Genomic DNA, 12,916 nt, shown 5'->3' with positions numbered 1-12,916 from the left:
TCACGGGTCTGAGGCATCGGACCATCAGCCGCAGAAACAACCAGAATAGCGCCATCCATCTGCGCTGCACCTGTGATCATATTTTTCACGTAATCCGCGTGCCCGGGACAATCAACGTGGGCATAGTGACGATTCTCCGTTTCATACTCAACGTGTGCTGTAGAAATGGTAATACCACGGGCGCGCTCTTCTGGTGCTGCATCAATTTGATCATATGCTTTAAACTCACCAAAAAATTTCGTAATCGCTGCTGTCAACGAAGTCTTCCCATGATCAACGTGACCAATCGTACCTATATTAACATGCGGTTTCGTACGTTCAAATTTGCTCTTCGCCATTTGAGCTCTCCATTTTCCGTCCAAGCCAAGGACTAAGTTAAAAATTAATTTACCAACCTAAAATTACGCGTATTTCTTTTGAATCTCCAAAGCAACAGCCGAAGGGACAGGCTCGTAATGATCAAACTGCATTGTATACTGCGCACGCCCCTGGCTCATAGAGCGAAGGGTATTCACATAACCAAACATATTTGCCAATGGAACCATCGCATTCACAACCGTTGCAATACCGCGTGCCTCAGTTCCTGAAATCTGTCCCCGACGAGAATTGAGATCACCAATAACATCACCAACATAATCATCTGGTGTAACAACTTCCACCTTCATGATCGGTTCAAGAAGCTGCGCACCTGCCTTCTTAGCACCATCACGAAAAGCTGCACGAGCAGCAATTTCAAAAGCCAATACAGACGAATCAACATCGTGATACCCACCATCGATAAGAGTAGCTTTTACACCAAGCATAGGGAAACCTGCAAGAGGACCTGACCCCATAACACTTTCAATCCCCTTTTGAACGCCCGGAATATATTCTTTAGGGACAGCACCACCAACAATCTTCGACTCAAAAATAAAATCATCACCTTCATGAGGCTCAAAAACAATTTTCACACGAGCAAATTGACCAGCACCACCCGATTGTTTCTTATGGGTATAATCAACCTCAGCCATCTTAGTAATTGACTCACGATAAGCAACCTGAGGCTGCCCAACATTTGCTTCAACCTTAAATTCACGCCGCATACGATCGACAATAATATCAAGATGAAGCTCACCCATTCCAGCTATAATGGTCTGACCTGATTCCTCATCTGATTTAACACGAAACGAAGGATCTTCCGCAGCCAAACGATTAAGAGCAATACCCATTTTCTCCTGATCTGCTTTTGTTTTCGGTTCAATCGCAATCTCAATAACGGGCTCAGGAAATTCCATCCGCTCCAAAATAACAGGCTTTAAAGGATCACAAAGTGTATCACCCGTTGTTGTTTCCTTAAGACCCGCAAGAGCAACAATATCACCAGCAAATGCTTCTTCAACATCCTCACGAGAATTTGAATGCATTTGAAGCATACGTCCTAAACGCTCCTTCTTCTTCTTAACAGTATTTTCAAGAGAAACACCTTTGTGAACTTTACCAGAGTAAATACGACAGAAAGTCAAGGAACCAACAAAAGGATCATTCATAATTTTAAAAGCAAGCATAGAGAGCGGAGCTTCATCAGAAGATTCACGCGTCGTCTCAGCTTCAGTCTTCACATCAATACCCTTAATCGCAGGAATATCAATCGGAGAAGGAAGATAGGAAACAACAGCATCCAAAAGCGGTTGAACACCCTTGTTTTTAAAAGCTGTACCACAAAGAACAGGATGAAACTGAACCTCTACAGTTCCCTTACGGATAAGAGAAACAAGTTGCTCGTTGGTTGGCATAACACCTTCCAAATAAGCCTCCATAGCAGACTCATCAACTTCTACAGCCATTTCAATGAGTTTTTCGCGATATTCTTCAGCCTTTTCTTTTAAGTCAGAAGGAATTTCACTTATCACCGCTGAAGCACCAATAGAACCATCCCACTTTAAAGCCTTCATCTCAACAAGGTCAACAACACCTTCAAAATCATTTTCTGCGCCGATAGGCAACTGCAAAACAAGTGCTTTAGCCCCTAATCGCGAACCAACCATTTCGACACTACGGTAGAAATCAGCACCTATTTTATCCATTTTATTAACAAAAACCATGCGGGGAACACGATATTTCTCAGCCTGCCGCCAAACAGTTTCTGTCTGAGGCTCAACACCAGCATTAGCATCCAATAATGCTATCGCCCCATCAAGAACACGCAAAGAACGCTCAACCTCGATAGTAAAATCAACGTGCCCTGGCGTATCAATGATATTAAAGCGACGCTTACGACCATCACGCCCTTCCCAAAACGTCGTTGTCGCTGCAGATGTGATGGTAATGCCGCGCTCTTGTTCCTGCTCCATCCAGTCCATCGTAGAAGCACCATCATGGGTCTCACCGATTTTGTGATTCTTACCCGTATAGAACAGAATACGTTCAGTCATCGTAGTCTTACCGGCATCAATATGAGCCATAATACCAAAATTACGATAATCTTCAATTTTATATTCGCGAGCCATTATATTTGCCTTAGTTTAAAACTTCTACCAGCGATAATGCGAGAATGCACGGTTAGCCTCAGCCATACGATGGACATCTTCACGCTTTTTCACGGCAGAACCGCGATTATTAGCTGCATCCATGAGTTCAGCAGATAAACGCTCAATCATCGTTGTTTCATTCCGCCCACGCGCTGCCGAAATTAACCAACGAATTGCAAGAGCCTGACGACGATCAGGACGAACATCAATCGGAACCTGATAAGTAGCCCCCCCAACACGACGAGAACGAACCTCAATATGAGGAGCAACATTCTCTAAAGCCCGATGAAAGAGATCTATAGGATCTGTTTTTACTTTTCTCTCCACAGAATCAAGCGCACCATAAACAATACGCTCTGCAACTGACTTTTTACCATCAAACATAATGGCATTCATAAATTTTGTAACAACCAAATCACCAAACTTAGGATCTGGATTAATTTCACGTTTTTCTGCTCTATGACGACGGGACATTAGCTTTGTCTCTCAATATTATTTTGGACGCTTCGCGCCATACTTTGAACGACGCTGTTTACGATTCTTGACACCCTGAGTATCAAGCAAACCACGAATAATGTGATAACGAACCCCAGGCAAATCTTTCACACGACCACCACGGATCATCACAACAGAGTGCTCTTGAAGATTATGTCCCTCTCCAGGAATATAACCAATCACTTCAAATCCATTCGTCAAACGAACTTTAGCAACTTTACGAAGAGCAGAATTAGGCTTCTTCGGCGTTGTTGTATAAACACGCGTACAAACACCACGCTTCTGCGGATTCGACTGCAAAGCAGGAACCTTATTACGTTTAACTGGCGCTACACGCGGCTTGCGAATCAACTGGTTTACGGTAGGCATGCAACCTTCCTCTTTTCGATCTACATTCGTCTCACCCAATCGGGTACTTCTATTTCTGCCTTCATCCACTCCAACAGAATCAGAATAGATTCCTAATTCTACACACAAAATCGGGCATAGCTGCTAAAAACAGTCTACCCGATCACAAGCAGAGAAGGCAATAGCCTTTTGCACTAGCATTTGCTTTTAATCCTATTAACACCCGCTTAAATGATCTTTTGCTTCATATCCAAAATAAATGATCATTTCGACATCGGTTACATTGGTGTCTAATAGCGAGAACACAGACATTCGTCAAGAACTAAACAGCAGAAAGTTTTCAAAAATCAAAATAAATTAAATTTTAAAACTTTAAATTTGCTTTTATTGGGTCTCTTGATAAATTAATTTGCCATAGTAATATCGCCTATAAATTAAAAACAATAATGTGACTGCGGTAAAAATATTAACGCAGCAAATTGAATTGCATATTTGATATCAAATTATGAGTGTCATGAAAATAGCAACGTGGAATATCGCCGGAATAAAAGCACGACATGAAACATTATATCAATGGCTACAGCAAAGTCAGCCAGACATAGTTTGTCTACAGGAAATTAAAAGTATTGATGAAAACTTTCCACGTAATGCAATAGAAAATCTAGGTTACCATATAGAAACACACGGACAAAAAAGCTTTAATGGCGTTGCGATTCTTTCTAAAAAAACACCGGATGAGGTGATCCGTCGATTACCAGGCAACGATAATGATGAACAAACACGTTACATTGAAGCCGTTTATTCAACGAACAAGGGTGTTGTACGTATTGCATCTCTTTATTTGCCAAATGGAAATCCTATTGAGAGTGAAAAATATTCCTATAAAATGGAATGGATGGAAAGATTATATGCACACGCAAAATCATTGCTTGCGTATGAGGAGCCCCTTATTCTAGCCGGCGATTATAATGTCATCCCTACCTCACGCGATGCAAAAAAACCTCAAGAATGGAATCAAGATGCCTTATTTCTTCGAAAAACAAGAAAAGCATTCCAGCGTATCCTTCATTTAGGTCTTTACGATGCTATCCGAAATGTCACCGATACACCCTCCTTCAGTTTTTGGGATTTCCAAGCTGGAGCATGGCCTAAAAATAATGGGATTCGCATTGATCATTTACTCTTATCACCAGAAGCAATTGATCACCTTATTTGCGCTCATAGTCAAACAGAAGTAAGGGGATACCCAAAACCATCTGACCACGTTCCTGTTTGGATTCATCTTAATATCAATTAAGGAAGTATAGCCCTTATTTCATAAGACCACAAAAAAATTCCACTCAGAAAAATAACTATGCTACATCATTCAAACAGTATATCTTAAGTAACTAAAATAAAAATGAATAAATGGAGGACATAAATGAAGAAATCATTGTTAATGTTTATTGCAGCAGCAGCCATTGGGCTCACAAGCGTCGCGCATGCTGAAAATGATACGTTTGAAAAAATAAAACAAACAGGGCAAATCACTTTAGGAGTCCGTGAAGCATCGGGGTTGGCCTACGCCCTTGGTAATAATAAATATGTAGGCTTTCATACAGAAATGGCAGAACGTATCATTGATGATATCTCAAAAAAAATTGGTAAACCGATTAAAATCCATTATCTTCCTATCACATCTCAAAATAGAATTCCTCTCTTAAAAAATAAAACCTATGATTTTGAGTGTGGCTCAACAACAAATGATATTGCACGTAGCAAAGAAGCAGCATTTGCTTATACAACATACGTTGAAGAAGTTCGGATTGCTGTAAAGAAAAACTCTAACATTAAATCTCTTGATGATTTAAATGGAAAAACAGTTGCAACAACCACCGGTACGACATCTGTTCAACTTATTCGTAAAAACAAACGTGCAAAAAACATTCACTTTAAGGTCATCAAAGGAAAAGATCACGCAGATAGTTTCTTATTACTCGAATCGGGTCGTGCCGATGCATTTGTTATGGATGCCTCAATTCTCGCTGGAAATATTGCAAAATCAAAGAATCCATCTGATTATGTCATTCTTGACACCGTACTTTCAGTTGAACCCATCGCCTGCATGCTGAGATTACATGACAAAAAATTTGAACAAGCAATCAATGACAGTATCCTACGTCAGATTAAAGACGAATCACTTGAAAAGCTTTATAATAAGTGGTTCATGAAACCGATTCCTCCTGCGAATACTGTTATGAACCTTCCCTTATCAAAACAGACGAGATATGCTTGGGATCATCCAAACAATAAGCCTCGCGAAAGCTACACAGAAAAAGATTTATAGAATTTGAAAAGAAGAACCACACTCTTTGAAAATTGAGTGTGGTTTATATTTTAGTTCACTTTTTAATAAATTCTGCTTATGTAGATAGGCTTGATTTATCGTTCTATTTGTGAATGACTAATTTGAGGGAATATTAATTAATGGATTTTTCTTTCCTTTGTAGAGATGACCTTACTCAGACACTGGTAACAGGATGCTTGGGCACTCCCGGCGTGAGTCATACTTATTTAGATACACTTCTTGATGGCTTAAAAAATACGGTTATATTGTCCATCTCTTCACTTATATTAGCTATATTTTGTGGTGTTATTATAGGAACAATGCGCACTTTACCCAAAACATCGATAATCAATTATATATTTCGCACTATCGGTACTATTTGGGTAGAAGTTATGCGTAACATTCCCCTTCTTGTACAGGTATTTTTATGGTATTTTGTTGTTCCTAAGATTTATCCCCCAGCGATGAAATTTTCCCCCATTCTCTTAATAACATGTGCATTGGGATTCTTTACATCGGCACGTATTGCAGAACAGGTTCGCTCAGGCATTGAAGCGATTTCTTCAGGACAACGCTATGCTGCTATGGCAATGGGATTTACAACTTATCAAAGTTATCGCTATATTATACTACCACGTGCTATTCGTACAATTATGCCACCGCTTACTTCAGAAGCAATGGGCATTGTGAAGAATTCATCTATAGCATTCGCTGTTTCAATAAATGAGCTCATGCAATTTCAATACCAAACAATTGAAGAGGTAAGTCATGTTTACGAAAACTATTTACTTGTTACGATTCTTTATATTCTCATAGCCTTATTTGTATTCATTGTGATGACAGTTATTGAACAAATGCTCAAAATTCCTAATTTTCAAACAAAGGGAAATTGAATATGATAAATTTCATAAGCTCTCAGTTTGGACTTTATTTTCCTTTCAATTTTTCCGACTTTGATTTTTCCTTTTTTACCTTTGATGTATTTCGTTCTTACATTTTATCAGGTTTACTCTTTAGCGTTTTTCTAACACTTTTTGCAACGGTATTAGGATTTGTTTTCGGCACACTTTTAGCGATGATGCGCCTTTCTTCCGTAAAACTTCTTTCTTGGATTGCAATCGTTTACATAACAGCGATGCGTTCAATACCACTTGTGATGGTTATCTTATGGTTTTTTGTGCTTCTACCTTTTTTAACGGGAACATCCATCGGTGCTAATAAATCAGCACTTATTACCTTTACCGCATTTGAAACAGCTTATTTTGCTGAAATTATGCGGGCTGGTATCAATTCAGTTCCGCAAGGACAAAAATATGCGGGACAAGCTCTTGGGATGAATTATTGGCAAAGTATGTATATTGTCATTCTTCCTCAAGCTTTTAGAGATATGCTTCCTGTCTTTTTAACACAAGTCATTATCCTTTTTCAGGATACAACCCTCGTGTACGCCATCAGTGGTCATAGCCTTTTGAATGGCTTTGATATTGCTGCTAATAATTTTGGTGTAAAACAAGAGGCTTATATTTTAGCAGCTATTTTTTATTTTGTGATCTGTTTTACATTGTCACAAATCGTTTTATATTTACAAAAAAAAGTATCCATTATTCGCTAACAGGAAAAAAAATGTCTACGCATATGATCGAAGTAAAAAATGTTTCTAATTGGTATGGCGAAATTAACGTTCTTAAAAATTGTACAACCAATATTAACAAAGGAGAAGTGGTTGTCGTTTGTGGACCATCAGGCTCAGGAAAATCAACACTCATTAAAACGATTAACGCTCTCGTCCCTTTTCAAAAAGGTGAAATTTGGATTAATGGAACACCAATTCATTCAAAAAAAACAAATCTGCCTAAATTGCGCAGCCATGTAGGAATGGTCTTTCAGCATTTCGAACTTTTTCCTCATTTATCTGTCACAGAAAATTTGACAATTGCACAAATAAAAGTCCTGAAACGAAGTAAAAAAGAAGCACTTGAACGTGGTTTGTTATATCTTGAACGCGTTGGGCTCCTTGAACATAAAGACAAATATCCGGGACAACTTTCTGGAGGGCAACAACAGCGTGTTGCTATTGCACGTGCCTTAACCATGGATCCACTTGTTATGCTTTTTGATGAACCAACCTCTGCTTTAGATCCTGAAATGGTAGGTGAAGTACTTGACGTCATGATCAGTTTAGCAGAAGAAGGAATGACGATGATTTGTGTAACCCATGAAATGGGATTTGCACAAAAAGTCTCGGAGCGTGTTATTTTCATGGATCAAGGAACAATTCTTGAAGACTGTTCATCTAAAGAGTTCTTTTCTAATCAGCAAGACAGAACACCAAGAACGCAAGAATTTTTGTCTAAAATCCTAAGTCATTAGCCGTTATATCATCGGAAAAAGCTCTCTCTACTATAAACTTGAATATAAAATAACAAAGTTTAATAGCAGATGAGAGGATGTAAAGAATATTACAAGCAGATAGTCAAAAGTTCTTATTTTTTAAAATATCCGCAACCAATGAAATTGCTGTACGTCTTTCAAATTCATTACAAAGAGTAAAAGCCTGCTCTTGCAAAGGGTAAATCCAATTTCTGTCTTTTACATTCGCTTTTTCATAGGCAGCAGCTAACATTGCCGTCCCGCGAATGATTTTTCCTTCTTGAATCAACATATTCCCAAGAATCGCTTGGGCAGCAGAATTTCCTTTTTTTGCTGAAAGTTGAAACCACCGTGCTGCTTGTATAAGATTCTTCTCCCTTCCCTCTCCCTTTAAAAATATTTTTCCTAAATGATACTGAGCTTTAGAATTTCCATAGTTCACCGCAGCCTGCATATAAAAACGAATGGCATAAGAAGGATTAGGGTTCACAGGCGATTGAGGAATACCTTTTTCCATATAGCCAGCAAGCTTAACCAATGCATCAGAAACATAACTTTCATCCTCTGAGCCAAGATCAGCACCTTTTTCAACGATATATACAAAAAAATGATAAGCTTTGTAATCATCTTTAGGGATACCATCACCGTTTGCATAGATAGAGCCAAGTTTCCAATTTGCGCCAATATGGCCCCTCTTAGCGGCACAAAATAGAGCTGAAAGTGCCTGATTTATCTGCCCATTTTTATAAGCAGACATGCCACGTTTAAAAAAATAAAACGAACCATCATGCAATTCCTGCAAGCTATTAACATCTATGGCATAAACAGTCGAAAAAAATCCTCCTAAAGTCACAATAATCGTAGCTTTTTTCCATATCTGAAAACTCTTGATCATTTTCCCCCTCTCTCAATGTTAATTGTTCTATCTATTTAAATTTCTTTGTATATCTTTAAAAGCTTCTTCTTAGTAAAAATACGAGAAATTCTAATAAATGAAAACTATCAAAACTGTTCAATAAAATAACCTACGCATTGAACAAAATTTCAAGAATGGAGGAAACCATGATGAATGGTAACATTTAACTACAAAAAATAACATGCAAGATGGATAAAATATAATGATGATCATTAACTTATCCCTTCACAATTATCTCTCCAGCTTAAAGATAAAGTTTCCCACTCCCACCAATCTGTAAACAATCCATTTTTTTGATAGATTCTAACTTCTGGTCACCTTATATACTTTTCTTCATAGATGATATATTGATTTATAATAATAATTTTCTGTTTTTTATTGAATGAGATCCCCGAATAATGCTATGAAGTTATCCATCAAAAAAGTAAAAATCAACCCAACCGCTCTAAAGCAATAGATACCTTCTTTCGCGCAGCACGCAATTCTATCACCCTATTTTGTTCGCTTTCAACAATTTCTGCTTTTGCATTTGCTATAAATTTGGGATTATTTAATTTAAGCGATATTTTTTCAATATCTTGTTCAATTTTACGGACCTCCTTCCTCAAACGAACACGTTCAGCCTCCAAATCAACCAACTGCCCTAATGGCAAACAAAAAACAGCCTCTCCCGAAATCATTTGTGCCGATACTTCCGGAACCTTATCAGAAAAATCAATGACTTCAATACGCGCTAACTTTTTAAGAAGTGCATCATAACGCTGCACACGCTCTCGCGTCACGTCTCCTGCTTCGACAACGACAAGAGGTGCTCGTGTAGCCGCTGGGATATTCATTTCAAAACGTACAGACCGAATCCCCGTGACCACATCAATAAGCCAATTAATATCAGCAGCAGCAGCCTCATCTATCAATGTTTTCTCTGGCCATTTTGTCAACGCGAGCATATCTTCACGCTTGATCTCTTGCGTTTCTGTAAGAGCCCACAACTCTTCTGTCATATGAGGCATAAAGGGATGAAGAAGTTTATAGACTTCATCTAAAATCCAAGCAGTACAAGCTTGAGCCTCATTTTTAGCCTCTTCATTTTCACTCTGAAAGATAGGTTTGAGAAGCTCTAAATACCAATCACAGAATGTATTCCAAATGAAACGGTAAAGTGTAGCTGCAGACTCATTGAACTTATAATTTTCAATACCCGTCGTCACTGCTGAAATTGTTTTAGAGAGTTCTGTTAAAATCCAACGATTAAGTGCCAGCTTTGCACATTCTGGCTTAAAAGTAGAATCATGCTTTACACCATTCATCTGTGCAAATCGGGTAGCATTCCACAATTTCGTAGCAAAATTGCGATAACCAGCAATACGGGAAGTATCAAGTTTTACATCACGACCTTGCGCTGCCATAATAGCCAAAGTAAAACGAAGGGCATCAGCGCTATACTGATCAATAAGCTCTAAGGGATCAATAATATTTCCCTTTGATTTTGACATCTTTGCACCCTTTTGATCTCGGACAAGAGCGTGCACATAAACCGTTGGGAAAGGAACTTCACCCATAAAGTGAAGTCCCATCATCATCATACGAGCAACCCAGAAAAAAATAATATCAAATCCTGTCACGGATAAAGATGTTGGATAAAAAGTCGATAATTCAGTCGTTTTATCGGGCCATCCTAATGTTGAAAAAGGCCAAAGAGCTGATGAAAACCAAGTATCTAAAACATCCGGATCGCGGATTAATTCAACCACCTCACCATAATGAGCAAAAGCCGAATCTAAAGCCTCTTTTTCACTTTTTTCAACAAAAACTGTTCCATCAGGACCATACCAAGCAGGAATCTGATGTCCCCACCATAATTGGCGAGAAATGCACCAAGGCTGAATATTTTGCATCCAATTGAAGTAGGTTTTTTTCCAGTTATCGGGAACAAACTGCGTTTTTCCTTGTTGAACAGCCTCTATCGCGGGCTTTGCTAATTCAGCAGCATGAACATACCATTGATCTGTCAAAAAAGGTTCAATAGGTACACCACTGCGATCTCCATGAGGAACCATATGGGAATGATCATCAACAGAAGCTAAATATCCTCCTTCTTCCATCAAAGAAATAATCTTCTGGCGTGCAACAAAACGATCAGCTTTATCGAGATTTTCTACTAACATTTTTAATTCATCTGATAAAACCAAACCATCAAAAAACGCTTCATTCTCACAAAGAAAAATCTCGGCATTTTGAGTAAAAATATTGATTAAGCGTAAATCATTACGCTGTCCTACTTCAAAGTCATTAAAGTCATGGGCTGGTGTGATTTTTACCGCACCACTTCCTGCTTCAGGATCAGCATGCGTATCACCGACAATCAATAACCTACGACCAACAAGGGGCAAAAGAGCATTTTTACCGATAAGATTTTTATAACGCTCATCTTCAGGATTAACAGCAATCCCTGTATCACCAAGCATTGTCTCTGGTCGTGTTGTCGCCACTGTTATAAAAGTTGTCGCATCATTTGGATCAAAAACTTTACCCTCAAGCGGATATCTAAAATGCCACAAATGCCCTTGAACTTCTTTTTGTTCAACTTCAAGATCCGAAATAGCCGTTAACAATTTAGGATCCCAATTGACGAGGCGCTTATCTCTATATATCAATCCTTGCTTATAAAGTGTGACAAAGACTTCACGAACAGCCTGCGACAACCCCTCATCCATTGTAAAGCGCTCACGCGACCAATCACATGAAACGCCAAGACGGCGCAACTGGTTCGCAATAACACCTCCCGTTTCATGGCGCCATTCCCAAATACGCTCAATAAATTTTTCTCTTCCCATTTCTTGACGCGTTGGCTCTTGGCGTTCTGCAAGCTGACGCTCTACAACCATTTGTGTAGCAATCCCAGCATGATCCATACCAGGCTGCCACAATACATTTTTGCCACGCATCCGCTGAAATCTAACCATTATATCTTGAATTGTCGTATTGAGCGCATGACCCATATGAAGTGAGCCCGTAACATTAGGCGGTGGAAGCATAACACAAAAAGGTTCTGCTCCACTTTTAGAACCCGCTCCCGCTTTAAAAGCCCCGCGAGTCTCCCATCTCTTTGCAACCCGTTGCTCTATGAAAGCAGCATCATAGTTTTTTTCTAACATTCTATCCATCCATAACGCCGCTGAAAAACATAAAAATAATGTCAAAAAATCATTAAGATGACTTTTTAATCGCCTTCACAATTTCTTCACGTAAAATATCTTCCAGCAAAACAGGCAATTTAGACTGCAACCATTCTGCTATAGCCGGCCGCAACACATCCCTTGCAATCTTTTCTGCAGAAGAAATACAATACGCAGACAACTCTACACGACCAGTCCTTCCAGATTCTGATTGTGGCTTTCTGATCTCATCTTCATATTCTTTTGCTTTATAAACAGAATTCCGTTCTTCAGAAGCAAGCTTCATCTTTTGCACATCCACACCAACTGTATTATTTTCTACCGCTGTATCCTCTTTCTCTTGTGCACTCCCTCCGCCTTGATTTTCAGCAGAAAGACCAATGCGATCAGCTAAAGCTTTCATAGCATCATCAACCGATAGAGTTGTATCATAAATACCTTCTGAAGCAACTTCTGAATGATCTTCCGAAGCATTTACTGCGACATCTTCATTTAAAAAATGATTAGATTGAACAGCATTTTCTTCGATTATTTCACGAATAGATGTCAAAATTTCATCCATACTTGGCTCACGTAACACGCTTGAACTCTGTATCATACTTTACAACCTCTCAAAGACGCAACAACAAATAGAATCATATTTTCAGTGTATGCAAAAGAATTATAAGATCAACATGCCTCTCGTGATATTTTCAAATATGCTTGTCATAAAGAGGGCGCTACACACAACTTCCTGCATTTTAAAAGAACATATCACTGCTCTATTTTTCAACATATC

General features: G+C 38.8%; 12 protein-coding genes. 5 read left to right on the top strand and 7 right to left on the bottom strand.

Annotated features, from left to right (window positions below; translation table 11 throughout):
* The 4 genes from PVV65_RS07440 to rpsL form a co-directional block, all read right to left on the bottom strand.
* Positions 1–338, bottom strand: a 338-nt coding sequence (locus PVV65_RS07440) for a GTP-binding protein (protein ID WP_273789624.1), incomplete at its 3' end; no start/stop codon positions are given.
* 63 nt (positions 339–401) lie between these two features.
* Positions 402–2,486 carry an elongation factor G gene (gene fusA, locus PVV65_RS07435; RefSeq protein ID WP_273755405.1) on the bottom strand — a complete coding sequence of 695 codons (2,085 nt, stop codon included), beginning with the start codon at positions 2,484–2,486 and terminating at the stop codon, positions 402–404.
* A 24-nt stretch (positions 2,487–2,510) separates the two neighbouring features.
* On the bottom strand, positions 2,511–2,981 hold the full coding sequence (gene rpsG / locus PVV65_RS07430) for a 30S ribosomal protein S7 (RefSeq protein ID WP_273755404.1): 471 nt from the start codon (positions 2,979–2,981) through the stop codon (positions 2,511–2,513).
* Positions 2,982–2,999: 18 nt separating this feature from the next.
* The gene (gene rpsL, locus PVV65_RS07425; RefSeq protein ID WP_004859227.1) at positions 3,000–3,371 is read right to left on the bottom strand and encodes a 30S ribosomal protein S12; all 372 of its coding nucleotides are present in this window, start codon (positions 3,369–3,371) and stop codon (positions 3,000–3,002) included.
* Positions 3,372–3,864: 493 nt separating this feature from the next.
* On the opposite strand from rpsL, the gene xth reads away from it, so the two are divergent.
* From xth to PVV65_RS07400, 5 genes are all read left to right on the top strand, one after another.
* Positions 3,865–4,647, top strand: a complete 783-nt coding sequence (xth, locus tag PVV65_RS07420) for an exodeoxyribonuclease III (RefSeq protein WP_273755403.1) — start codon at positions 3,865–3,867, stop codon at positions 4,645–4,647.
* A gap of 123 nt (positions 4,648–4,770) precedes the next feature.
* A complete protein-coding gene (locus tag PVV65_RS07415) occupies positions 4,771–5,676 on the top strand; it encodes a transporter substrate-binding domain-containing protein (RefSeq protein WP_273755402.1) in 906 nt (301 codons plus the stop codon).
* Between the two features lie 140 nt (positions 5,677–5,816).
* Entirely contained in the window at positions 5,817–6,569 is a 753-nt protein-coding gene (locus PVV65_RS07410; protein ID WP_273755401.1) for an amino acid ABC transporter permease, read from the top strand.
* A 2-nt stretch (positions 6,570–6,571) separates the two neighbouring features.
* Complete coding sequence (locus tag PVV65_RS07405; protein ID WP_273755400.1) at positions 6,572–7,288, top strand: amino acid ABC transporter permease; 717 nt, start codon at positions 6,572–6,574, stop codon at positions 7,286–7,288.
* Between the two features lie 11 nt (positions 7,289–7,299).
* Complete coding sequence (locus PVV65_RS07400; protein WP_273789742.1) at positions 7,300–8,046, top strand: amino acid ABC transporter ATP-binding protein; 747 nt, start codon at positions 7,300–7,302, stop codon at positions 8,044–8,046.
* A 103-nt stretch (positions 8,047–8,149) separates the two neighbouring features.
* Here PVV65_RS07400 and PVV65_RS07395 read toward each other — a convergent pair whose 3' ends face one another.
* The 3 genes from PVV65_RS07395 to PVV65_RS07385 form a co-directional block, all read right to left on the bottom strand.
* On the bottom strand, positions 8,150–8,941 hold the full coding sequence (locus PVV65_RS07395; RefSeq protein WP_273755398.1) for a tetratricopeptide repeat protein: 792 nt from the start codon (positions 8,939–8,941) through the stop codon (positions 8,150–8,152).
* A 452-nt stretch (positions 8,942–9,393) separates the two neighbouring features.
* Positions 9,394–12,117, bottom strand: a complete 2,724-nt coding sequence (locus PVV65_RS07390) for a valine--tRNA ligase (protein WP_273789743.1) — start codon at positions 12,115–12,117, stop codon at positions 9,394–9,396.
* Positions 12,118–12,169: 52 nt separating this feature from the next.
* Positions 12,170–12,736, bottom strand: coding sequence for a DUF2497 domain-containing protein (locus PVV65_RS07385; RefSeq protein ID WP_273789741.1), 567 nt, complete (start codon positions 12,734–12,736; stop codon positions 12,170–12,172).
* Positions 12,737–12,916 lie beyond the last annotated feature (180 nt).

Source organism: Bartonella sp. ML70XJBT (assembly GCF_028618425.1).
Taxonomy (GTDB): Bacteria; Pseudomonadota; Alphaproteobacteria; order Rhizobiales; family Rhizobiaceae; genus Bartonella.
This window is presented reverse-complemented; position numbering and strand designations above follow the sequence as displayed.

Excerpts from the sequence above, each read along its gene's own strand:
- xth (WP_273755403.1), top strand. The coding sequence starts at position 3,865 with ATGAAAATAGCAACGTGGAATATCGCCGGAATAAAAGCACGACATGAA.
- PVV65_RS07405 (WP_273755400.1), top strand. The coding sequence starts at position 6,572 with ATGATAAATTTCATAAGCTCTCAGTTTGGACTTTATTTTCCTTTCAAT.
- PVV65_RS07390 (WP_273789743.1), bottom strand. The coding sequence starts at position 12,117 with ATGTTAGAAAAAAACTATGATGCTGCTTTCATAGAGCAACGGGTTGCA.
- PVV65_RS07385 (WP_273789741.1), bottom strand. The coding sequence starts at position 12,736 with ATGATACAGAGTTCAAGCGTGTTACGTGAGCCAAGTATGGATGAAATT.
- rpsL (WP_004859227.1), bottom strand. The coding sequence starts at position 3,371 with ATGCCTACCGTAAACCAGTTGATTCGCAAGCCGCGTGTAGCGCCAGTT.
- fusA (WP_273755405.1), bottom strand. The coding sequence starts at position 2,486 with ATGGCTCGCGAATATAAAATTGAAGATTATCGTAATTTTGGTATTATG.
- PVV65_RS07415 (WP_273755402.1), top strand. The coding sequence starts at position 4,771 with ATGAAGAAATCATTGTTAATGTTTATTGCAGCAGCAGCCATTGGGCTC.
- PVV65_RS07410 (WP_273755401.1), top strand. The coding sequence starts at position 5,817 with ATGGATTTTTCTTTCCTTTGTAGAGATGACCTTACTCAGACACTGGTA.
- PVV65_RS07400 (WP_273789742.1), top strand. The coding sequence starts at position 7,300 with ATGTCTACGCATATGATCGAAGTAAAAAATGTTTCTAATTGGTATGGC.
- rpsG (WP_273755404.1), bottom strand. The coding sequence starts at position 2,981 with ATGTCCCGTCGTCATAGAGCAGAAAAACGTGAAATTAATCCAGATCCT.
- PVV65_RS07395 (WP_273755398.1), bottom strand. The coding sequence starts at position 8,941 with ATGATCAAGAGTTTTCAGATATGGAAAAAAGCTACGATTATTGTGACT.